We start from the raw sequence: 23,551 nt of genomic DNA on the forward strand, positions 1-23,551 counted from the left end.
GTGTTATTCTCAACAGAAATAGTTCAAGAAATGATAGAAGATATTAAAAAAGCCTGTCAGGTGATGAATGAAGGAGGTGTCATCCTTTATCCTACCGATACTGTATGGGGCATAGGCTGCGACGCTACTAACGAAGAGGCTGTACACCGGGTGTATGAGATAAAAAAACGTGCCGATAGCAAGGCTATGCTGGTACTGGTAGACTCTCCTGTGAAGGTGGATTTTTATGTACAGGATGTCCCCGATGTGGCATGGGACCTGATAGAAGTAGCCGATAAACCATTGACTATTATTTATTCCGGTGCACGGAATTTGGCCCCGAACCTGCTGGCGGAAGATGGCAGCGTGGGTATCCGGGTGACCAATGAAGAATTCTCCAGACGACTTTGTCAGCAATTCCGTAAAGCCATTGTTTCCACTTCTGCCAATATCAGCGGACAGCCGGGAGCGGCCAACTTTACTGAGATCAGCGAAGAAGTCAAGTTGGCAGTGGACTATATCGTCGGCTTCCGGCAGGATGATATGAGCCGTCCCAAGCCCTCAAGTATTATAAAGTTAGACAAAGGCGGAGTGATCAAGATAATTCGTGAATAGATGAAAAGAGAGGAGAGACAGAGTTTACTACAGCGTTGCATCAAATGGCGGGAAGCTAATATTAAGGAAAAGCAGTTTATCCTGATATTGAGTTTTCTGGTCGGGATCTTCACTGCGATTGCCGCTTTATTTTTGAAGTTCCTTATTCATCAGATACAGAATTTCCTGACAAACAACTTTAATGCGACATCGGCCAACTACCTGTATCTGGTATATCCGGTGATAGGTATTTTCCTGGCGGGATGGTTCGTGCGTAATATTGTGAAGGATGACATCAGTCATGGTGTTACTAAGATTCTGTATGCGATTTCGCGTCGTCAGGGACGTATCAAACGACATAATATCTGGTCGTCTACGATTGCCAGTGCCATCACGATCGGCTTTGGTGGATCGGTCGGAGCGGAGGCGCCGATTGTACTGACGGGGTCGGCCATCGGTTCCAACCTGGGAAGTGTTTTCAAGATGGAACACCGCACGCTGATGTTGCTTGTCGGCTGTGGTGCGGCAGGTGCGATTGCAGGTATCTTTAAAGCTCCGATAGCCGGGCTCGTATTCACACTGGAAGTGCTGATGATCGATCTTACGATGTCTTCTCTGCTTCCATTGCTGATTTCCGCCGTGACTGCGGCGACCGTTTCCTATATCACAACCGGTACGGAGGCTATGTTCAAGTTCAATCTCGATCAGGCTTTCGAACTGGAACGTATCCCTTACGTGATCTTGCTGGGAATCTTCTGCGGACTGATTTCTCTCTACTTCACACGGGCGATGAACTCCATAGAAGGGGTATTCGGAAAACTCAAGAACCCTTATCAGAAACTTGCTTTTGGCGGTGTGATGCTGAGTGTGCTGATCTTCCTTTTCCCTCCGCTCTACGGTGAAGGCTATGATACAATCGAACTTCTGTTGAACGGAACTTCGGCAGCGGAATGGGACACGGTTATGAACAACTCCATGTTCTACGGCTATAGTAATCTGTTGCAGGTTTATCTGATGCTGATTATCTTGTTGAAAGTGTTTGCTTCCAGTGCGACGAACGGTGGCGGCGGGTGTGGTGGTATTTTCGCTCCTTCGCTTTATCTGGGATGTATTGCCGGATTCGTGTTTTCTCATTTCAGCAATGACTTTGCCTTTTCCGCCTATCTGCCCGAAAAGAATTTCGCCTTGATGGGAATGGCGGGTGTCATGAGTGGGGTTATGCACGCTCCGTTGACAGGAGTGTTCCTGATAGCCGAGCTGACCGGAGGATACGATTTGTTCCTGCCGTTGATGATTGTGTCTGTCAGTTCCTATCTGACGATTATCGCTTTCGAGCCTCACAGTATCTATTCCATGCGTCTCGCTAAGCGCGGACAACTCCTCACGCATCATAAGGATAAGGCAGTGCTGACCTTGATGAAGATGGAGAATGTGGTGGAGAAAGATTTTGTAGCCGTGCATCCGGAAATGGACTTGGGAGAGTTGGTAAAAGCCATTGCCGCTTCCCACCGTAATATGTTTCCGGTGACGGATAAAAAGACCGGCGAATTGTTGGGAATTGTCTTGCTCGACGATATCCGTAACATCATGTTCCGGCAAGAACTTTATCACCGTTTTACTGTTAATAAATTAATGACATCTGCTCCTGCCAAGATATTCGATACGGATGGAATGGAGCAAGTGATGCAGACGTTTGATGATACCAAAGCATGGAATCTGCCGGTAGTGGACGAAGAAGGACGATATCAGGGATTTGTCTCCAAATCAAAGATATTTAACTCATACCGCCAAGTATTGGTACATTTTTCCGAAGATTAACCGGCAAGGTGCCGGAGCCAGGTTACTATGCAGATAACTTCTACGAAGATAATAAGAAGATTATGAAGAAAGAAGATTTAAGGATCGTTTATATGGGTACTCCCGATTTTGCGGTGGAGGCCTTGCGTCAGTTGGTAGAGGGTGGTTATAACGTGGTAGGCGTGATAACGATGCCCGATAAACCGGCCGGACGCGGACATAAAATTCAATATTCTCCTGTCAAGCAATATGTACTCGAACAGAACTTGCCGTTGCTTCAGCCGGAGAAACTGAAGGATGAGGCTTTTGTGCAGGCACTTCGTGACTGGAAAGCTGATCTTCAGATTGTGGTTGCTTTCCGTATGTTGCCGGAGGTGGTCTGGAATATGCCGCGGTTGGGTACTTTCAACCTGCACGCTTCGCTGCTTCCTCAGTATCGGGGTGCTGCTCCTATCAATTGGGCGGTTATCAACGGCGATACGGAGACAGGTATTACTACCTTCTTCCTGCAACACGAGATTGATACCGGAAAAGTGATTCAGCAAGTACGTGTCCCCATTGCCGACACGGATAATGTGGAAGTGGTGCACGATAAACTGATGGTACTCGGTGGTAAGCTGGTGCTCGAAACCGTGGATGCGATCTTGAATGATACGGTGAAACCGATTGCTCAGGAAGACATGGCGGTAGTGGGCGAACTTCGTCCCGCTCCGAAGATCTTTAAAGAGACTTGCCGGATTGACTGGAACTCTCCTGTGAAAAAGGTGTATGATTTCATTCGTGGTCTGTCGCCTTATCCTGCTGCCTGGAGTGAGTTAGTCAGTCCGGAAGGAGAAGCGGTGGTGATGAAGATTTTTGAGAGCGAGAAGATTTATGAGGCACATCAGCTGGCTGTCGGAACAGTTGTGACGGATGGCAAGAAATATATAAAGGTGGCTGTGCCCGATGGATTTGTTTCTGTCCTGTCTTTGCAACTTCCCGGCAAGAAACGTCTGAAGACCGATGAATTGCTTCGTGGATTCCGCTTGTCGGATGGATATAAAATGAATTGATAAAATGAACTGACCACGGTCAAGCTAACTTAGAACTTAAAACAATAGAATGATGAAACCGATTATTTCTCCTTCCATTCTTTCTGCCGACTTTGGTTATCTGGCGAGAGATCTTGAAATGATAAACCGCAGCGAAGCGGAGTGGGTGCATATTGATATAATGGATGGAGTATTTGTCCCTAATATTTCATTCGGCTTCCCGGTGTTGAAGTATGTAGCAAAGTTGACGGACAAACCGCTGGATGTACATCTGATGATAGTCAATCCGGAGAAGTTTATCCCCGAAGTGAAAGCGTTGGGCGCACATACAATGAATGTTCACTATGAGGCTTGTACGCATCTTCATCGGGTGATTCAGCAAATCAAAGAAGCTGGAATGCAGCCGGCAGTGACAATCAATCCGGCAACTCCTGTTGCTCTATTGCAGGATATCATTCAGGATGTGTATATGGTACTTATCATGAGTGTGAATCCGGGTTTTGGCGGGCAGAAGTTCATTGAGCATTCTGTAGAGAAAGTCCGTGAATTGCGTGCTTTAATAGAACGGACCGGTTCAAAAGCATTGATCGAAGTGGATGGTGGTGTGAATTTGGAAACGGGTGCCCGACTGGTGGAAGCAGGGGCGGATGTGCTGGTAGCCGGCAATGCTGTTTTCGGAGCACCGGACCCGGAAGAGATGATCCGCCAGCTACATGAGCTTTAATCACATACGATCTATATACGATACTTCCGATTTAAATTGAACACTAATTTTATCCATCAGTATCCTTATATACGCCTGATTATCCCGTGGATAGCAGGCGTTTTTTGTGGCGATTGGTTGTTCGACGAATCGATGAAACTGCTATGGAGTATTCTTATCTTTTGCCTCTTTGCAGGACTATCCTTTGCCCTTTATTTTCTAAAACGCCACTCCCTTCGGTGGTGTTTTGGAATATCTGTCTTTGCGCTTTGTTTCGCAGGTGGGTGGCTAGGCATCACTTGGCAATTAAAACAAACCGTATATGACTTTCCGGAAAAGGAAACTGTCTATCGGGCGAGATTAACGGATACTCCAGAGGCAAAGGAACGGACGTTGCTCTGTAGGGTATTGCTTGAAGAACTACGAGATTCATCAGGTGTGTGTCCGATAGGGCGAAAGGCTATTCTTTATCTGCAGAAAGATTCATTGGGCGCTTTATTGAAGCTGGGGGATAAACAACTAAAGATGGGAGATGAACTGCTGGTATCTGCCCGCATTGCTTCACCCGTTAACGGAGGAAACTTTGATGAGTTTGACTACGCTCGCTATTTGATGCGTCATGGTATTAGTGGAACGGGGTATGTGGTATCTGGAAAATGGGCATTAGGGTCGTCATCGTCTTTTGCTCATTCTGCTGCCTCCTCTGATCCTTCTTCCCAGGCTTCTCCTTTTGCTGCTTCTCGGTCTTCCGATTCTCTACATTCCATCAGGTATACTGCGATGTTTTATCGGGAAAAGGTGATGAACCTTTATCGGAAGCTGGGATTTGAAGGAGATGAACTGGCTGTGCTTTCAGCGTTGACCGTGGGTGAGAAGACCGATTTAAGTGACTCTATCCGTGAAAGTTATTCAGTATCCGGTGCCAGTCATGTCTTGGCTCTATCCGGCCTGCATATAGGGCTTTTGTATGCTTTGCTTTTCCTCCTTTTGAAACCTCTAACAAGGAAGTGGCAGGCAGGGCGATATTTCCGTTCCGTTCTGCTCCTTGTTTTATTATGGTCTTTTGCCTTTTTTACCGGTCTGTCGCCGTCTGTAGTCCGTTCGGTAAGTATGTTCTCGGTTTTGGCAATAGCGGAACTGTTCGGTCGCCAATCATTGACTCTGAATACACTGGCTGCTACCGCATGGGTAATGTTGCTTGTCAATCCGGCTTGGTTGTTCGATGTTGGTTTTCAATTATCTTTTCTCGCTGTACTTTCTATTTTGATGATTCAGAAACCGGTCTGTCAGTTGTTGCCAGTGAAGAGCAGGATAGGCAAATCTGTTTGGGGATTGATGAGTGTATCGATAGCTGCGCAAATAGGAACCGCTCCGCTTGTAATGCTATATTTCTCCCGTTTCTCCACTCATTTTCTGCTGACTAATTTAGTCGTCATACCTTTGGTAACTGTAACTTTGTATGCTGCCGTTCTTATGCTTCTTCTGACTCCGCTGCCTGCCGTTCAGTTTGTTATGGCGGAAGTAGTCCGATTCCTGTTGAAAGTGCTGAATGATTTTGTCCGGTGGGTTGAGCAACTTCCTAATGCTTCCTTGGATGGTATCTGGCTTTATCGGTTGGAGGTGTTGGGCATCTACATATTCTTGCTGCTTTTCCTTTATTATTCGAAGACCCGAAGGTTCAGGAATCTGGTTATTTGCTTTTCCTGCCTGTTGTGTCTGGGCATTTATCACACGGTCATGCGCTGGTATGACCGTCCTTGCCCGAGCCTTGTATTTTACAATGTTCGTGGTTGTCCGGCGATTCATTGTATTGCTGAGGATGGGACTTCTTGGCTGAACTATGCCGATACCCTTTCAGATAAGCGCCGTTTGCAGGCTGTAGCGGCTAATTATTGGAGACGTCATCAACTTCTGCCTCCAATAGAAGTGACGGCTGATTGTCAGAACGTTGACTTCTGTCGTCATCAGCAGATTGTATTTTATCATGGCTGCCGTATTTGTATGGTGACCGACAATCGATGGCGGAACAAATCTGCCGCTTCGCCGTTATTTATTGATTATATGTACTTATGCAAAGGCTATAACGGTTGTCTGGAAGAACTTACCGGACTCTTTTCTCCATCTTGTATCCTGTTGGATGCTTCCCTTTCCGATGATCGCAAACAGCTCTTCCGGAAGGAATGCGAGAGACTGCATCTGCATTTTATCACTCTGTCTGAAGAAGGTTCTGTGCGGTTTTTGCTCTAAGTACGAAGAATTATCGTACATTTGCAACTCGAAAAAGAATATGGTATGTTGACTAAAGTAATAGAACAGGCAAAAATCGACCACTTTACTAAGTGGTTTGAGCGCGCTGACAAAATAGTAATCGTTTCTCATGTGTCGCCCGACGGCGATGCTATCGGCTCTTCACTGGGGCTTTATCACTTCCTGGATTCACAGGAGAAGACAGTAAATGTAATTGTTCCTAACGCTTTCCCCGATTTCCTCCGCTGGATGCCGGGTAGCAAGGATATCCTTTTGTATGACCGCTATAAGGACTTTGCGGACAAATTGATTGCCGAAGCTGATGTGATCTGCTGTCTGGACTTTAATGCCCTGAAGCGTATTGATGACATGGCGGATGCCGTGGCAGCTTCTCCGGCACGCAAAGTGATGATCGACCACCATCTTTATCCCGAAGAATTCTGTAAGATCACCATGTCTTATCCTAAGATATCTTCTACCTCCGAACTGATATTCCGTCTGATTTGCCGTATGGGCTACTTCAGTGATATTTCAAAGGAAGGAGCAGAATGTATCTATACCGGTATGATGACGGATACAGGTGGCTTTACCTACAACTCCAACAATCGCGAGATTTATTTTATCATCAGCGAACTCCTTTCCAAAGGGATTGATAAGGATGATATCTACCGTAAAGTATACAATACATATTCGGAGAGTCGCCTGCGTCTGATGGGGTATGTGTTGTCAAACATGGTGGTTTACTCAGATTACAATGCCGCATTGATATCGCTGACAAAGGAAGAACAAAGTAAGTTTGACTATATAAAAGGCGACAGCGAAGGGTTTGTGAATATTCCCCTTACCATTAAGAACGTATGTTTCTCCTGTTTCTTGCGGGAAGATACAGAGAAGCCGATGATTAAGATTTCGCTCCGTTCGGTCGGTACTTTTCCATGCAATCAGCTTGCAGCCGAATTCTTTAACGGAGGCGGTCATTTGAATGCTTCGGGTGGTGAATTTTTCGGAACGATAGAGGAGGCGAAAGCTGTCTTCGAACAGGCACTGGAGAAATATAAACCTTTGTTGACAGCCAAAAGCTAAGAATGGAAGGTTAAAAGTAGACAGAGAAAGGTTAAAAGTTACCAACTTTCAACTTTCCCCTTTCATCTTTCAATGAATTTGAGATACATTTGTGCAGAATATAGCTAAATAACAGATAATGAAGAAACTTGTATTTTTATTTCTCTCTTTGTTGGCGGCCGGAGGTATATTCCAGGCGTGCGACGATTCAAAGACTTACGCTGAAATGTTGGAGGACGAAAAGAATGCGGTGAATAAATTCATCAAAGATAAAGGAATCCGGATCATTTCACAGGACGAATTTGAGAAGAATGATACTGTCACCAATTTGGACCGGAATGAATACGTTGCCCTCTCCGATGGTGTATATATGCAGATTGTAGATCGTGGAAGTGCCGAGAACAAAACGGATACTTTCGCTAACAACAATGAAATCTGCGTCCGTTATATCGAAGAAGATATAATGACACGCGACACTACCTGTTTCAATGTTTTCCTCGAAGAGTGGGGAGATGCAAATCAGCTTTACACGAATCCTGCTGTATTCCGTTATGTAGCCGAAGGCAGCTATGTGTACGGTACTTTCATACAAATGGACTATTACTGGGCAAGTTATTATCAGTCAACAGCAGTACCTGCAGGCTGGCTGCTTGCACTACCTTTTGTGCGCAACTACGCTCACGTACGTTTGATCGTTCCTTCCAAGGTAGGACATTCATCAGCACAACAATATGTCAATCCATACTATTATGATATTTGGACATTCAGCAAAGCACTGAATTAACCCCCATATAAATCTTAGTTAAAAGACCTATGACTCTAATCAAATCTATCTCTGGAATCCGCGGAACTATTGGCGGAGGAGCGGGTGAGGGACTAAATCCGCTTGACATTGTAAAATTCACCTCGGCTTATGCTACTTTGATTCGTAAGACCTGTAAGGCACAAAGCAACAAAATTGTAGTGGGACGCGACGCCCGCATCTCAGGTGAAATGGTAAAAAACGTAGTTGTCGGCACACTGATGGGAATGGGCTGGGATGTTGTAGACATCGATCTGGCTTCTACCCCGACTACCGAGCTGGCTGTGACGATGGAAGGCGCCTGTGGCGGTATCATCCTGACAGCTTCTCACAACCCCAAACAGTGGAACGCACTGAAACTACTCAATGAACATGGAGAATTCCTGAATGCGGAAGAAGGCAACGAAGTACTTCGTATTGCTGAGGCTGAGGAATTCGACTATGCCGATGTAGACCACTTGGGCTCTTATCGCAAAGACCTGACTTACAATCAAAAACATATCGACAGCGTACTGGCTCTCGACCTGGTAGATGTGGAAGCTATCAAGAAAGCGAATTTCCGTGTAGCTATCGACTGTGTAAACTCTGTAGGAGGTATTATCCTTCCGGAACTCCTGGAACGTCTGGGTGTGAAACATGTAGAGAAACTCTATTGTGAACCTACCGGAAACTTCCAGCATAACCCCGAACCACTTGAAAAAAACCTGGGTGACATCATGAACCTGATGAAAGGTGGAAAAGCGGATGTTGCATTCGTTGTAGACCCGGATGTTGACCGTCTGGCTATGATCTGCGAGAACGGTGTCATGTACGGTGAAGAATATACATTGGTTACTGTAGCCGATTATGTATTGAAGCATACTCCGGGCAATACGGTTTCTAATCTGAGCTCTACCCGTGCTTTGCGTGATGTAACCCGCAAATACGGTATGGAATATAGCGCCTCTGCTGTAGGAGAAGTAAATGTAGTCACCAAGATGAAAGCAACGAATGCTGTCATTGGCGGTGAAGGAAACGGTGGAGTGATCTATCCTGCCAGCCATTACGGACGTGACGCCTTGGTAGGTATCGCTTTATTCCTCAGCCATCTGGCTCACGAAGGAAAGAAGGTGAGCGAGCTTCGTGCTACTTATCCTCCTTATTTCATTGCCAAGAACCGGGTAGACCTGACACCGGAAATCGATGTGGATGCTATCCTGGCTAAAGTAAAGGAAATCTATAAGAACGAGGAAATCAATGACATCGACGGTGTGAAGATTGACTTCGCTGATAAGTGGGTGCACCTGCGCAAGAGCAATACGGAACCGATTATTCGTGTGTACAGCGAGGCTTCGACCATGGAAGCTGCTGAAGAGATCGGTCAGAAAATTATGGATGTAATCAATGAACTAGCCAAGTAACAGCAATCAACTAGCTTTGAGCATAATATGAGAGGGAGGACTAATAAATGAGTCCTCCCTTTTTTCATACCTTTCTGAGATACCTATTTGTTAATGTGAGGTTTGTAACCGCTGAAGGCGAAAAAAACTTTTGGTAATTTGCTACCGAAAATATACCTTTGTGCATATTATTATCTGATTACTTTCCAAAATGCTATGAGAATACGCCTGATTCTAGTTTTTATCACATTGATTTGTCCATTGATTAGCATAGCTGACAATGTAAAGGATGCCTATCTTTTCCAAAAGGTAGACTATCAGCAGGGATTGTCCAATAGCGCCGTACTTTGTCTTTTTCAGGATAATGAGGGATTGATGTGGTTTGGTACCTATGATGGGGTAAACTGTTACGATGGGAAAAGTATGGAAGTGTTTCGTTCCGACTTTTCGGAACAAAAAACGCTGAGCAATAACATTATTCATTCTATTCAACAGGCAGACAGCAGTTGCTTGTGGATAACTACACATTTGGGAGCCAATCGTTTTTCGAAGGATTCACGGCAGGTAATCTGCAATTACGAATTTGACACTGATTTCGTGATTCATTCCAACCATGCAGGTAATACATGGGCGTTGAGTTATGACTGGATTGCCTATTACAATACCCACCATCGCCGTTTTGTGCAGATTCCGATGCCCGATATTAAAATGCTGAAAGTAGATGTTCGCGCGTTTGTTACCGACGAAGGTGAATTATACCTTTTCCCTTATGAAAGCGGTGACCTGTATCGTTTCTCTTTAAACTCTTTCGATCAGGATACCTTGTCTACTCGTCTCACTACTACTCCCTCACATTTTCACTCCAAGCAGATACAGTATGTCTGCTATCAGAATGGTGTATTCTGTTTCTATGATTCGGATTATGATCTTTTTGTGTATGATATATCAAGAAAGTCTAAGATTTACATCCGTAACATTAGTGAGATGGTTCATAAATATGGGCAAATAACGGGAATCGTACCTTTCTATGAGGATATTGTTATCGCATTCCAGACGAATGGTCTGATTCGCTTGCGTCTTTCTCAAAAGTATGCAGAGGAGATTATCGATCAGAATATGCGTATCTATGGTATTTATAATGACTCCCGGCAAGGGGTACTGTGGGTAGGAACCGACGGGCAAGGAGCCATTATGTATTCCAAGAAGTATTCTATTGCCACTAATCTGATGTTAAACAGCTTCTCGCCCAATTTGACCCGTCAGGTAAGATCGATAATGACCGATAAATACGGGGGACTTTGGTTTGGGACAAAGGGAGACGGATTGCTGCATGTGAAAAACTATCGGGATGGGGTAAAAGCTTCCAACACAGAGGTTTACTCATTGGATAAAAAGCAGAATGCGATGTCGTATGTCAAGCAGAACAGGGAATTTCAGGTATATTCCATGTTGGAGAGCCGCTATAGGAATGGATTCTGGGTTGGAACCGGCTCTTCGGGCTTATGCTATTATTCTTTTGATAATGGAAAGTTGCATGAACTTTCAAATAGGGAAACAGGAACTGGAGGAGAAGTGGCAGAAGTGCATTCCATCTTTGAGGAAAGCGACAGTGTCCTTTATCTGGCGACTTCGGGTAAAGGTTTTTATAAAGTAATAGTAGATAACAGTAAGCAGGACGTTCAAATCAAATCGTGGAAGAATTATCGTTTTTACCATGAGCAGCAAGAGCTTAACCTTTTTTATAGTATGGTGCCACAAGGAGATTCCCTGTTGTGGCTGGGAAGCAGGCAAAAGGGATTGATACGTTTTGACCGGAAAACGGAAGAGTATCAGATCTATTCCCTGAATGAGATTCTGCATAAATCTGTAGACGATATTCTCTGTTTGCACTGGCATGGAGAGCAATTGTATGTGGGCACTACCTCCGGCTTGGTGCGCGTTACTTTTAAAGAACGCAAACTGGAAGCGGATTATATCGGTCGTGAACAAGGGTTGCTTAATGACATGATTCATAGTATTCTGGAAGATGCCAACGGGCTGCTGTGGCTAGGGACGAATCGCGGACTGATCAAATTCAATCCGGAAAATTCATTTTCTCATGCCTATTATTACAGCGGAGGCATTCAGATAGGAGAGTTTAGCGATGATGCATATTACCGTTGTCCATATACCGGTTGTCTTTTCTTCGGAGGAATCGACGGATTGCTCTACCTTGATAAGAAGGTGTCGGCAGCACCGGAATATTATCCAGAAATATTATTGCGTAAGTTGATCATAGAAAAGACATTTGTCAATTTGCAAGACCATTATTTGCCGGACAGGAAAGGGCTGCGGATGCAGGGAGCCAATCTTTCGTTTTCTTTATTCTTTGTAGTACCTGATTATGCCAGTGGTGGCGATGTGGAATACTCGTATATGCTCGAAGGTTATGATAAGGACTGGGGAGCTTTCAGCAGTGTGAATGAAGCATCCTATTTCAGCGTCCCGTCCGGAGATTATCTGTTTAAGGTTCGCTATAAGAAAGATGTGTTTGCTACGGAATACAAGACCTTCACGATTCCCGTGCACATTCTGCCCCCTTGGTATCGCACAGTGTATGCGTACATTATTTATATACTATTGGGTATCGTATTGGCAATGTATGTGATTCATCTTTTCCGCAAGTATTTTCGTCATGAACGGATGATGAAGAAACTACTGGAGTCGGAAAATCGAAATATATCTCTGGCGGCGGATAGTTATCAGGCGCGTGAGGTGCTCAATACTTGTACTCTCATTTATCAGGCTTGTGATCAGCTAAACGACAAGAATATCTCCTCTGAAGGACATGCAGAGAAAATAGGTCAGATTCGTGAATCCGTGATGTCCTTGCTCTTTGGGTGTGGGTTGGGTGATGAATGTTTCCGTTTGTTGTCGTCGCTGCATTTTTCGGTTTCGGGGCGTTTGTCTCTTTTGAAGTTGGCGGAAGAGGTGCTTCAAGTACTTGAAAAAGAAGGCCATGATGTCTCTTCGATACAGTTAGACATTCCGGAAAATTTCACTTATCCCGCCTATAAGAATGCGTTACGTTGTATCCTTTATTTCAGTTACCTTTATATTTCCAGTTGTAAGACAGAGAAGGTATCAGTGACGGTGACAGAAGAAGCAGGTTGTATGATGCTGACATTTGTTTCTCCGGATGAAACAGTGAAAGGATTGAATGATGTATTGTCCGGAGAAGAACTCTTGTCTATCAGGGCGAAAGATTCGGATGATATGTTCAGGATACGGACCATGCAACGTTTCGTGTTTTCTGCATTGAAGCAGCAGAATAGTGTGATGCGCTATATAACCCCTGTAGGGCAGGATAATCAGTTGACTATCACATTCGATCCGGTTGTTGTGGCAGAGCAGAATGAAGTGAGAAAAACTGTTTTGTTGTTGGAAGACAGGGAAGAGATCGTCTGGTTGATCAGTGCGTTACTTTCCGATGAGTATGAAGTCCGTTCAGTGCGGAGTGTGCAGTTGGCATTTGACGAGATGCATAAGTCCGCACCGACTTTATTTCTGGTGGATATGCTTATGTATGCCGATGCGGAAAGTACTTTTATAAAGTATGTCAATAAGAATCGTTCCATGTTGTCGAAGACAGCGTTTATTCCGATGTTGACATGGAAAGTCAGTGCGTCTATGCAGCGGGAGTTGATTCTATGGGCAGATTCTTATATTGTTCTTCCTTATGATATACCATTCCTGAAAGAAACGATTCATAAAGTGATTTATGGCAAGCGGGAAGCCAGACAGATTTATATGGAAGACCTGGAAGGCTGGGCAGATTCTATTGTTTGTACCACTACGGAGCAGGCGGATTTTGTCAGGAAGTTCTTGCAGGTCGTGGAGCAGAATTTGGATCGTGAAGATTTGGGCTCCACGTTTGTGGCAGAACAAATGTTGATGAGTTCCCGTCAGTTCTACCGGAAGTTTAAGGAGATTTCGGGTATGTCACCCAGCGATTTGATTAAAGATTACCGGATGGAGAAGGCCGCCCGTTTGTTGCAGAACGAGGAACTGTCTATTCAGGATGTAATTTCCGATGTGGGCATATCCAGTCGTGCTTACTTCTACAAAGAGTTTACCCGTAAGTTTGGCGTGACTCCTAAGGTATATAGAGAGAAACTTTTAGGGAATGACACTCATAAAAATCAGGAGTGAACGAACAGTCAGGAAGCGGTCTGGTATTAGTTGCCAAGAAACAAATTTCCATGCTGATCTGTGCTGCTTTTTAAGGTTGGTCTCCTTTGTACTCTCTTTTGTTTTCCATTGTTTATTATTCTGATATATAGGGTGTTATCCAGTACTCTATTTTACCATCTGTACTTTAAACAGACATTTTTTCTCTTCTCTGTTTTTTGGCGCACAGGAGTATCCCGTTTCTTTGGTTATTCCTTTAATTTGCGTCAACGTATTAAACGTATTTGGTAACCTTATTATTATTAATTAAAAACAAGTAGTATGAATTTGTTTGAAATGAAAAAACATCGCATCAGGTCATTATGGCTACTGCTATTGTTACTTACGTGTAGTGTAACAGTATGGGCGCAAGGAAGCTCCGTCACAGGCCGTGTCTCTGATGAAAAAGGAGAACTGCTCATAGGGGTGAGTGTTCAGGAAAAAGGTACAACGAATGGTACCATTACCGATATGAACGGTCAGTATACCTTGAAGCTTTCAACAGGGAATCCTATTCTGCTCATATCTTATATAGGATATAAGCCGCAAGAGGTAAAGGTAGCAAAGCAAAAAATCGTAGATGTCGTTTTGGTGGAAGATGTGTCGTCACTGGATGAAGTGGTAGTAGTGGGTTACGGCAATCAGCGTAAAGTATCCGTGGTAGGCGCTCAGTCTACGATGGATGTGAAAGACATTAAGATGCCTGCTGCAAGTCTGTCTTCTGCTATTTCCGGACGCATTGCCGGGGTGGTTGCCGTTCAGCGTAGCGGCGAACCCGGTCACGATGAATCGGATATCTGGATTCGTGGTTTATCTTCCTTGCTCGGACAGAGTTCCAGTCCTCTTGTACTCGTTGATGGGGTGGAACGTAGTTTCAACAATATCGACCCTGAAGATATCGAATCGTTTACAGTGCTGAAAGATGCTTCCGCAACTGCAGTATATGGTGTACGTGGTGCCAACGGAGTCGTAATCGTGAAAACCAAACCCGGTAAAGTAGGCAAACCGCAGTTTAGTGTGGACTATTACGAAAGTTTTACCCGCCTGACCAAGAAAGTAGATATGGCAGATGCTTACACTTACATGGATGCACGCAACGAGGCGCAGATGAATACAAGCGGTACACTTAAATACTCGGCTGCTTATATCGAAGCGACAAAGAAGGCCAACGGTTTATTGCCGAATGACAATCCCCGATTGTATAATCCTTACCTGTATCCGGCCATCGACTGGGCTGATAACCTGTTCAATGACTGGGGACACAACCGTCGCGGGAATATTAATATCCGTGGTGGTGTACCTAATGCAAACTATTATGCCTCATTGAGTTACTACGGAGAAACCGGTATGACCCGCAACTTCAAGCTGGAGAACTACAATACTCAGATGAAGTATGACCGTTATAACTTTACCTCCAACCTGAATCTGAAGCCGACTTCCAAGACGACGGTTGATCTGGGTTTTTCCGGTTATCTGGGACAGGGACATTATCCGCAGAGCAGCACCAGTTCACTGTACGCAGCCTGTATGGATGTGAATCCGGTTATTTATCCTTTGTTGCTGCCCAACGGTACCGTGTCCGGTATCAACTCACAGCAAAAGTTCAACCCTTACGGTCTGCTGGCTCGCGGAGGTTATTATGATGAATTTTCCAGCCAGTTAAATTCTAATATCCGCGTGAAGCAGGACTTGGATTTCTGGAAGTGGAGCAAAGGACTTTCTGCTTCTGCCATGGTGGCTTTCGATACTTACAATTCACGTAAGAGAAAATATAACCGGAACGAACCGATGTACACCTTTGCCGGCAAAACGGACGAAAACGGAATCTGGATAGAAGACACCTTGTTTGATGAAGAAACAGGCGATTACCTCTACTCGGTGCTGAAAGAAGCGGACGGTAGCCTGTCACTTCAGACACCGGAGCAATGGAGCAGCCGCACGGTATATACAGAAGCATCCTTGAACTATGACCGTAGTTTCGGTGCTCATCGGGTAGGAGGTCTGTTGCTTTACAATCAGAAAGTATATTGGGATTTGAATGCGACGGATGTCATTGGCGGTATGCCTTACAAGCAACGCGGTTTTGCCGGACGTGCTACTTATTCATGGAACGACCGTTACTTCGCAGAATTCAATCTCGGTATCAATGGTTCGGAGAACTTCAGTCCGGGCAAGCGTTATGGTGTTTTCCCTGCTTTTGGTCTGGGATGGGCAGTCTCTAATGAATCTTTCTGGAATCCGGTTCGCAAATACATTTCCTTCCTCAAATTCCGCTATACGGACGGATGGGTCGGCAGTGATACCGCAACAGGCAGACGCTTCATGTATCAGGGGGTGTTCACCGGTCTGACAGGAACCATGTTCGGAACCAATTATACAAGTGCCAACGGTTATGGAGAAGAAAAGTATGGTGTGAATGTCACTTGGTCTAAATCCAGAAAGCAAGACTTGGGTATCGATATCAAGTTCCTAAATGATAATCTGTCCTTTGTAGTCGACTTTTTCAAGGAACGTCGCGACAACATCTTCCTGCAACGCAGTACAATCCCCAGCTACGCCGGATGGATCGAAAACCCTTATGCTAATCTGGGTGTCGTAGAAAACAAAGGTATAGAGCTGGCGATGGACTATACACAACGGTTGGGCAAGAAGACATTCCTTACGGTACGTGGCAATCTGACTTTCAATAAAGACAAGATTATAGAGAACGACGAACCGCCGGTAGACTATCCTTGGATGGAGACACGCGGTACGAATGTAAATGCGACTTGGGGATTCATAGCCGATGGGCTCTTTACCAGTCAGGCGGAGATTGAAGACCATGCTACCCAGTTCGGGACAGTAAATGTAGGCGATATCAAATACCGTGACTTGAACGGAGACGGTGTGATCGACAACTATGACAAGACCGTCATCGGACGCGGTGATGTTCCCAGAATCTATTACGGATTCGGTGCCGACTTACAGATCGGAGACTTTTCTATCAGTGCCCTGTTTCAGGGAACCGGACAGGCCGACCGCTATCTGGACGGCATTTGTATCAAGCCTTTCTGGGATGACGAAGGCCGTGACAATGTCTTTGCCAACATCCACGACCGCTGGAGTCCCGACGATCCGACCAATCAGGATGTGTTCTATCCGCGCATGTATGTCGGCAGTGACGCCAACACGAACAATGTTCAGAAAAGTTCGTGGTGGGTGAAAGATGTCAGCTTCCTGCGTCTGAAGCAACTGAACATATCCTACAATATACCGAAAAAACTGCTGGACAGATGTTTCCTCAAAAGTGCAAGCGTCTACCTCATGGGTACGAATCTGCTTACCTTCTCTAACTTCAAGCTGTGGGACCCGGAACTGAATACGAGCAACGGAACAGCTTATCCGAATGTATCCAGCTATTCGGTCGGAGTCAAGTTTAGTTTTTAACCCTAAAGTCAAATAATCGTTATGAAGAATAGAATAAAACAATACCTGTTGGCTGCATCGATGTGTGTCGGACTGACTGCTTGCAGTGATTTCTTTGAACCGATTCCCGGTGTGCAGTTTGGACTGGACGAAACGTTTGCCTCCAAGCAAAGGACGGAAGAATATCTGAACAATGTATACAGTTACGTGCGTGAAGTGACAGATGCAATTCATCCGAACACCTACGGAGGTATCTTTACAGAAGCATCGTTGGACGGAGCAAACCGCTGGAACAAAACGTATGCGGAATGGACCAACGGTTCCTTTAACTCCGCTTCAGCTCAGGCCAGTGAGTACTTCTCAAAGTACTATCAGGCAATAGCCAAAGCAAGTACGTTCATCCAGAACGTAGATAAATGTACAGAAGCCGCCGCCTCTACACGTGGAAAGTGGAAATCGGAAGCACGTGCATTGCGGGCATACTATTATTTTGAATTGCTGCGCCTTTACGGTCCCATTCCGTTGATTGGCGAAGATCCCATTCCTTTGGACGCTTCCTTGGAAGAACTGATTAAAGAACGTAATTCGGTAGACGAATGCGTAAACTTCATCGCTACGGAATTGCAGAGCGCCATTGATTCCGGCGATTTGCTCCAGAGAGCTGGGAAGGCAAACTTGGGACGTATGGATGTCGCCACTTGTATGGCACTCAAGGCAAAGCTGTACCTCTATTGGGCAAGTCCGCTTTTCAACGGAAATACGGATCAGGCGTCAGTCAAGAATAAAGACGGCAAACAACTTTTCCCTCAGACTGAAGATAACTCCAAATGGGCTCAGGCACGTGATGCGTATGAACGGTTTATGACCTTCGCAACCGGACAGGGATATAAGCTGACCGAGGTCTATACGAATGGAAAACTAGACCCTTATGCTTCGTGCAGGGCTGCGGGCGAGTTTTTCACCACAACCTGGGAAGCTGTTGATGAACTGATTTTTGTGAAGTTGAGAGATTTGTACGACTATACCTACTGGGTATGTCCTAAGTTTACCGACTTCCAGGATACCGACGTGACTGGCGGCGGTGGCTATTATACAACCCAGGAAACGGTAGACCTGTTCTTTACGAAAGACGGACTGACCATCGAAGAAGACCCCGGTTATGACAAATTCGAGGGTATACCGGGCGCCAACAACTTCACATCCGGAAGATATTATGACCCCAACAACCCTTCCCGTCTTTACTTTGACGCCGATAAGTCCAAAGTGCTGAAACAGTGGAAAGACCGTGAACCTCGCTTTTATGTGAATATTACCTACAGCGGCTCTATCTGGCTGAACGAAGGTAAGTACAATGAGGAAATGCGCACAGACTTCACCAACGGTGCAAACGGAACCTGCGGCAAGTCCAAAGCCTCCGGCGACTGTCCGGATTCGGGATACTTGATCCGTCGGGGTGCGAAATCCTCTAACAACAACGGCTCGAAACACTTCTCTCCGGTACTTCGGCTGGCAGATATGTATTTGGGATATGCTGAGGCGCTTTGTATGTGCAGCGATCTCGACAATGCCCTGACTTATCTGAATAAAATCCGTGTCCGTGCAGGAATTCCCGAATACACATTTACCGCAACAGCCGGCAAGATAACCTGTCCGAAGACACAGACCGATCTGCTGAACCGTATCCGCCGCGAACGTCTGGTTGAACTTGTCTTCGAATGGAACCGCTATTTCGATGTGCGTCGCTGGAAAGTGGCGGAAGGACAGAATGATCCCGAACATTGGATCTATCCGGCATATCACACCGGAGGCGAAGGAGGCAAAGTATACGGTATGAATATGGATAAGGATTATCCGGCATTCTTCGAAAGGACCTCTTTTGAGACTCGTGTAGCATTTACGAAAAAGCAATATTTTATGCCGATACCTTATGATGACCTCCGTCGTATCCCGTCGCTGGTACAAAACTTAGGATGGTAATACAATATTCGAACAATAACGCTTAAACAAGAAGATTATGAAACATTGGAAAGATATAGCTTTCGGGTTGTTTGTCTCGCTGACGCTGGCTGCCTGCTACGGTGAGGAAGACAGCTTTGCAACTCCTGACATCTATAAAGATTATCAGCCTGTACTGAAAGACGGGAATACTGTAGCCGGATATGCGGCTGCCCCTCTCAAAGAGGCGAAATATGATGAGGTGCTGAATGAACTTTACCTCACGTGGGACGGCAGTAACTCCGGCTGGGAAAAGAGAGACGAATATGTGGGAGTGGAAGTAGAATTCAACTCCCTGCTCTCCGGCAAAAAGATAAAGCGCGTCATGATACCGAATGTCGGTGATTTTGGCAACCTGACTGTGAAAAGGCGGGATTATGGCAACGAGCCGATCACTCTGCGTCTGAGTAAATATCGTACAGTAGTGGTTACAGACCGTTACGGTGTAGAGGAACTTCGTTTCCGTTCTATCTACAAAGATGCCGACGGTGCCCGGCAGACAAGTGACTGGACAAATCTGAGCGATCAGGCGGATAAGTATGAACTTCAAGTGGATATGAACTATGCTGCCTGGCAGTATTTTAAAACCAGTCAGGCGACACAAGTTCAGATTTCCTTTGAGAGTGATTCGGAGATACGTCCCGTTTCTGCATTGTATAATCTGATAGGCAACGGAGACGAGGCCGCTACTCAGCAAGAGTTCCGGAAATGGTATTATATGGATTGTGCGGCCATGTCATTCGACCCCTATAATCTGGCTTTTGACCCTTACAGCAAACTGCGTGTCTTTATCAAGAAAGACCAGACCGGAGGAGCGTATGCGATAGACTACCCCACCCATAACGAAGGAAGAGGTATTGTTTATCCGGCTTCGGAAAGCAATCCGAACGATGCGTGGTGGAAACTGCCGGACATGCAGCATGTGTTCATGCACGAGATGGGACACTGCGTGCAGTGGATGCCCAAACAAGGAAAATATATCATGGAAGGTGTGCAGGATTGTGACCGACAGGGGTATCAGGAAGGATGGCCGGACGCTGTGAAAGTAGCGAGCAAAGGATATATTCTGGCTACGCAAAAAGAAGAGTATCAGGCCGCTATCGCCAAGTCTTACCGGAATCCGCAGAGTGATAAATACTTTGTCTGGCAGGTTGACTATAATACTTCCGGTGCTTTTATGAGCTGGCTGCGTCTTTATAATGGCGACTTCGTGCGTATGTTGCCGTGGACGGTGCTGATGGACGAACTGACCAACCAGTGGAGCCTGGAGGATGCGGTGAAGTATATCCTGAAGGAGAGCTACCCGGACCTTACGATGGAAGAACTCTGGAACGAATACAAGACAGAGGTGGAAGTGTTCCTGCAAAATAACTAATAGAGTAACCTTTAAAAAACAACTATGATGAAGAAAGTATTATTTGCATTAGCTGTGCTGTGCACGAGCTTTTGGAGTTGCAATACCTTGGATTTGAATGACGTGGGTTACGGAGATGGTGACCGTCTGAAGGCTTCCACCGTTAAAGAAATATTGTATGGCACAGCCGATGGCTGTTGGAAAGCTGACTATCAGGGGCACGAGTTTTACTTCCAGTTTCATGAAGACGGAACAGTGACACTGGATTCGGACTTTCTGGAGATGGCGGTAGAAGGAAAAACATCATTCTCTGCCAAAGGCAAGGAAGTGGCACTGGATATTGAGAATTGCGATGTCCATCTGCAAAACCTGGGTAGTGAATTTGCAGATACCAAGTTTGTCGTATCAGAGATTCCGGCAGAAGGAGAGGCGCCGCAGCTGAACTTATACGGTGAATCTACCGGCAATACCATTGAACTGCAGCCGACTACACAGGCATACATCGATGGTAAAGTTGCTTCAAAAGCGGACTTTACCGAACTCTTTGAGAAAAATTTATTGGATAATCAGTCCATCTGTGACGCTTCCGGCAATTTTATCGGTTATTATGGCTTGGTACTAAATGGTGTCAATGATCTTTCTGTCAAGATAATAACGATTGAAAACAAGGATGGAAGCGATGCGAACGGTCATACGCAATATTATGAATCTAAACTGACGAAAGAAGGGCAAATCTTCAAACTGGACACGCCGGTAGAACAGATTAAATCGGTGAACGGAGCCACTTATGCCTTCAAAGCCATTGATTGCACCGGTGATGCGGTGGCGGTAGACGGTATGTCAAATGTAACCCTGACCTCCAACAAGGGAGCGGTCAATGACTTCGACTATGTGACTTCCGGAGGAAAATTCACACTCGGAAAAGCGCAGGATCACGGTGCCGCTTGCGATGAAATATGGGCGGGAACAGGCGGACAGGCTACAAGCTCCGGCGGAACAATTGCCGATATAAATGCCATGAGTTATGACTACGGATGGAGTGGAAGTCCGAAACAAAGACCGCTCGTTATCTGGACATGGTGGTTTGCGAACCTTGCCTTCCCGAGCAGTGAAGAAGGAGTAAGCATCCTGATGAATAATTCCGATAAAGACCGTGTCCTATTTAAGAACATATCCGGCAGCGGACAGACCTGTGGCGGCGGTACTCTTAATGCGACGGAAGTGGCCGAGATAAATGCCTACTGTAAAGACCTGATAGATACTTGGTTCAATGAGAAAGGGCTTTTTGTTGTTCGTCACGACCGTCAGAGTGCAGGAGATAAATTCTACATCTATCTTTTGTGTCCCGATACGGAAGCTACTTCGAAAGGTGGAATGTGGATGAAGTATCAGAGAGACTGAGAATGAATGTGAATAAGATAGTATAAGCTAATGATGCTAACGTACTTAACTAATTAATAATTAATAAATGAATAGATGATGAAAAGACTGTTTTTACTGATGATCCTGGGTGTAACTTCGGTGTTATGCCTGAATGCTCAAACTAAGTCGTTGCACCAGCTGCAACAGGAATTCGTTGATTTACGCTGTGGTATGTTCATTCATTTCAACATGCCGACCTTCTTTAATGAGGACTGGCCGGACCCGGATGCTGCTCCCGAGCTTTTCAACCCTGTCAGGATGGACTGCAAACAATGGGCAAAAGCGGCAAAATCAGCCAACATGACCTACGGATGTCTGACAACGAAACATCATAGCGGTTTCTGTATATGGGATACTAAAACGACCGATTATAGTGTAATGAGCAGCCCGTTCAAACGTGACGTGGTAAAAGAATATGCCGACGCATTCCGTGCCGAAGGGATGAAAGTGATGCTCTATTATTCGATCCTCGATACGCATGCCCGGCTGCGTCCCAAGTGTATAACTCCGCAGCATATCGAAATGATCAAGGAGCAACTTCGCGAACTGTTGACCAACTATGGTGAAATAACAGCTTTGATCATTGACGGTTGGGATGCCCCGTGGTCACGTATCTCTTACGATGACGTACCTTTTGAAGATATTTATCGTCTGGTCAAATCAATCCAGCCCAACTGTCTGGTGATGGATTTGAATGCAGCGAAATATCCTGCCGAGGCTTTGTTTTACACGGACATCAAGTCTTACGAACAAGGAGCCGGACAGCATATCTCGAAAGATACCAACCGTCTGCCTGCCTTGTCTTGCCTGCCGTTACAGCAGAACTGGTTCTGGAAAGAAAGTTTCCCGACTACCCCTGTGAAGTCTCCGGCACAAATGGTCAATGATAATATCATCCCGATGGGCAAATCCTACTGTAACTTTATCCTGAACGTAGCTCCCAACAGAGACGGCTTGATGGATGCCAACGCCTTGAAAGCTCTGAAGGAAATAGGTAAACTGTGGAAGAACGACGGTCGTGTAGCAACGGTTCCCGAAGCGGATGCTCCTATTATATCTTCCAACATTGCCAAATATCAGCCTGCCGAAGGTACATGGAGCAGTGACTATGCTATCATGGACTTTGCCAATGACGATGATTTCGGGACCTGCTGGAATTCTAATCCTGAAGTGAAAGTGCCCTGGTATTCGGTTACTTTTGAGCGCGAGAAATCTTTCAATATGGTGGTTATTACGGATCGTAACAATGACCGTTTGCAGGAATACCGTCTGGAATACCGTGCGGGTGGTACATGGAAACCCCTTTACGAAGGTAAGGCTCCTACCGGTCTGCGTGTGAAAATCCACCGTTTCGATACGGTTTGGGGAGATGCGGTACGAATGACTGTCTTAAACTCTAATGGTACTACCTCCATTGCAGAGTTCGGGGTATATTGTGAGAGAAGATGATGAATTTATCTTAGAGTTAAATCATTGATTTTATATAGAATCACCATCAGGTAAAGTCGTGTTTTTTGATGGTGATTCTATTTCATCCAACTCTTTATCGTACGTCCGTACTTCCCTTTTTGT

General features: G+C 45.4%; 14 protein-coding genes. All 14 read left to right on the forward strand.

Going from position 1 to position 23,551, the window contains the following annotated elements; genetic code table 11:
- The first annotated feature begins 30 nt into the window (after window positions 1-30).
- The 14 genes from ACHLI0_RS17365 to ACHLI0_RS17430 all read left to right on the forward strand — a co-directional run bounded on the left by ACHLI0_RS17365 (window position 31) and on the right by ACHLI0_RS17430 (window position 23,428).
- Window positions 31-594, forward strand: coding sequence for an L-threonylcarbamoyladenylate synthase (locus tag ACHLI0_RS17365; protein ID WP_054959195.1), 564 nt, complete (start codon window positions 31-33; stop codon window positions 592-594).
- Window positions 595-2,391: a chloride channel protein gene (locus ACHLI0_RS17370; protein ID WP_055216419.1), complete on the forward strand. Its 1,797-nt coding sequence runs from the start codon at window positions 595-597 to the stop codon at window positions 2,389-2,391. It abuts the gene before it with no gap.
- A gap of 62 nt (window positions 2,392-2,453) precedes the next feature.
- Complete coding sequence (fmt, locus tag ACHLI0_RS17375; protein WP_258971725.1) at window positions 2,454-3,422, forward strand: methionyl-tRNA formyltransferase; 969 nt, start codon at window positions 2,454-2,456, stop codon at window positions 3,420-3,422.
- A gap of 52 nt (window positions 3,423-3,474) precedes the next feature.
- The gene (gene rpe, locus ACHLI0_RS17380; protein ID WP_113748946.1) at window positions 3,475-4,125 is read left to right on the forward strand and encodes a ribulose-phosphate 3-epimerase; all 651 of its coding nucleotides are present in this window, start codon (window positions 3,475-3,477) and stop codon (window positions 4,123-4,125) included.
- Window positions 4,126-4,161: 36 nt separating this feature from the next.
- On the forward strand, window positions 4,162-6,351 hold the full coding sequence (locus ACHLI0_RS17385) for a ComEC/Rec2 family competence protein (protein WP_490749763.1): 2,190 nt from the start codon (window positions 4,162-4,164) through the stop codon (window positions 6,349-6,351).
- Between the two features lie 45 nt (window positions 6,352-6,396).
- The gene (locus tag ACHLI0_RS17390) at window positions 6,397-7,434 is read left to right on the forward strand and encodes a DHH family phosphoesterase (protein WP_010536566.1); all 1,038 of its coding nucleotides are present in this window, start codon (window positions 6,397-6,399) and stop codon (window positions 7,432-7,434) included.
- Window positions 7,435-7,552: 118 nt separating this feature from the next.
- Complete coding sequence (gene bamK / locus ACHLI0_RS17395) at window positions 7,553-8,197, forward strand: BamK family beta-barrel-assembly machinery protein (protein ID WP_010536567.1); 645 nt, start codon at window positions 7,553-7,555, stop codon at window positions 8,195-8,197.
- A gap of 29 nt (window positions 8,198-8,226) precedes the next feature.
- The gene (glmM, locus tag ACHLI0_RS17400) at window positions 8,227-9,615 is read left to right on the forward strand and encodes a phosphoglucosamine mutase (RefSeq protein ID WP_008760870.1); all 1,389 of its coding nucleotides are present in this window, start codon (window positions 8,227-8,229) and stop codon (window positions 9,613-9,615) included.
- Window positions 9,616-9,810: 195 nt separating this feature from the next.
- Complete coding sequence (locus ACHLI0_RS17405) at window positions 9,811-13,785, forward strand: two-component regulator propeller domain-containing protein (RefSeq protein WP_490749764.1); 3,975 nt, start codon at window positions 9,811-9,813, stop codon at window positions 13,783-13,785.
- 300 nt (window positions 13,786-14,085) lie between these two features.
- Window positions 14,086-17,229: a SusC/RagA family TonB-linked outer membrane protein gene (locus tag ACHLI0_RS17410; protein WP_081030289.1), complete on the forward strand. Its 3,144-nt coding sequence runs from the start codon at window positions 14,086-14,088 to the stop codon at window positions 17,227-17,229.
- A 21-nt stretch (window positions 17,230-17,250) separates the two neighbouring features.
- Window positions 17,251-19,185, forward strand: coding sequence for a RagB/SusD family nutrient uptake outer membrane protein (locus ACHLI0_RS17415; protein WP_490749765.1), 1,935 nt, complete (start codon window positions 17,251-17,253; stop codon window positions 19,183-19,185).
- Window positions 19,186-19,222: 37 nt separating this feature from the next.
- A complete protein-coding gene (locus ACHLI0_RS17420; RefSeq protein WP_490749766.1) occupies window positions 19,223-20,578 on the forward strand; it encodes a hypothetical protein in 1,356 nt (451 codons plus the stop codon).
- Window positions 20,579-20,602: 24 nt separating this feature from the next.
- A complete protein-coding gene (locus tag ACHLI0_RS17425) occupies window positions 20,603-21,958 on the forward strand; it encodes a hypothetical protein (RefSeq protein WP_490749767.1) in 1,356 nt (451 codons plus the stop codon).
- Window positions 21,959-22,036: 78 nt separating this feature from the next.
- A complete protein-coding gene (locus ACHLI0_RS17430; RefSeq protein WP_008764196.1) occupies window positions 22,037-23,428 on the forward strand; it encodes an alpha-L-fucosidase in 1,392 nt (463 codons plus the stop codon).
- The last annotated feature ends 123 nt before the right edge of the window (window positions 23,429-23,551 follow it).

Source organism: Bacteroides sp. RCH18, from assembly GCF_058231005.1.

Coding starts and splice junctions, on each gene's coding strand:
- bamK (WP_010536567.1), top strand. CDS start 7,553: ATGAAGAAACTTGTATTTTTATTTCTCTCTTTGTTGGCGGCCGGAGGT.
- ACHLI0_RS17415 (WP_490749765.1), top strand. CDS start 17,251: ATGAAGAATAGAATAAAACAATACCTGTTGGCTGCATCGATGTGTGTC.
- ACHLI0_RS17420 (WP_490749766.1), top strand. CDS start 19,223: ATGAAACATTGGAAAGATATAGCTTTCGGGTTGTTTGTCTCGCTGACG.
- ACHLI0_RS17365 (WP_054959195.1), top strand. CDS start 31: ATGATAGAAGATATTAAAAAAGCCTGTCAGGTGATGAATGAAGGAGGT.
- ACHLI0_RS17410 (WP_081030289.1), top strand. CDS start 14,086: ATGAATTTGTTTGAAATGAAAAAACATCGCATCAGGTCATTATGGCTA.
- ACHLI0_RS17405 (WP_490749764.1), top strand. CDS start 9,811: ATGAGAATACGCCTGATTCTAGTTTTTATCACATTGATTTGTCCATTG.
- fmt (WP_258971725.1), top strand. CDS start 2,454: ATGAAGAAAGAAGATTTAAGGATCGTTTATATGGGTACTCCCGATTTT.
- ACHLI0_RS17370 (WP_055216419.1), top strand. CDS start 595: ATGAAAAGAGAGGAGAGACAGAGTTTACTACAGCGTTGCATCAAATGG.
- ACHLI0_RS17390 (WP_010536566.1), top strand. CDS start 6,397: ATGTTGACTAAAGTAATAGAACAGGCAAAAATCGACCACTTTACTAAG.
- glmM (WP_008760870.1), top strand. CDS start 8,227: ATGACTCTAATCAAATCTATCTCTGGAATCCGCGGAACTATTGGCGGA.
- ACHLI0_RS17430 (WP_008764196.1), top strand. CDS start 22,037: ATGAAAAGACTGTTTTTACTGATGATCCTGGGTGTAACTTCGGTGTTA.
- rpe (WP_113748946.1), top strand. CDS start 3,475: ATGAAACCGATTATTTCTCCTTCCATTCTTTCTGCCGACTTTGGTTAT.
- ACHLI0_RS17425 (WP_490749767.1), top strand. CDS start 20,603: ATGATGAAGAAAGTATTATTTGCATTAGCTGTGCTGTGCACGAGCTTT.